Source organism: Halalkalicoccus tibetensis (assembly GCF_037996645.1).
GTDB lineage: Archaea > Halobacteriota > Halobacteria > Halobacteriales > Halalkalicoccaceae > Halalkalicoccus > Halalkalicoccus tibetensis.
Window position 1 is genome coordinate 1 of record NZ_JBBMXV010000008.1, and the last position, 577, is coordinate 577.

Here is a 577-nt window from a genome sequence, read left to right on the forward strand (position 1 = left end):
CAACAAACGGCGTCTTTTTAGCTCAGTAGCGATCGCTGGTGTAACGACCGGTCTGGTCAACAGATACGAGACCGAAATTCGATCCATCGTCGCCAAATTGCGCTCGAACACAGAGAGCTACCAACAACATCCTGTAGATGATCTCCCCGGTGATATCGTCGTTGATTGGAACGAACGCCTCATCAACGCACTCCGCGAGGACGAAGCCGATGTAGAAACAGTCGTTCGCACCGGAGCCATCCTCAACCTAGCCATCTACGATGCAGTCAATGGTATCAATACGGCGAGGGCAACGACAGCCAGTGCCGATCACTATTACGTTGATCCAGCTACAGCCGACCCACCAACGAAGGCTTCACGCCTTGCAGCAGCGAGTGCTGTTGCTCATCGATCACTCTCCGAGCTCTTCGATCACACTACTAACTCGATCGATACATCGGTCGCAAAAGACCTCGCAAAGAGCGAAGACGACGGGTCTGTAAAGGCCGGAATCGAATGGGGGTGCTCTGTTGCAGACGACTATCTCGAGCTCCACACAAGTGGAACCGATCATTTCAAGTATGACTATGAACCCTCA

The 577-nt window shown here is 52.5% G+C and carries 1 protein-coding gene; it reads left to right on the forward strand.

What is annotated here, in order from left to right:
- Positions 1 to 577: hypothetical protein (locus WOA58_RS18605; RefSeq protein ID WP_340605800.1), on the forward strand; the 577-nt coding region annotated here is incomplete at both ends.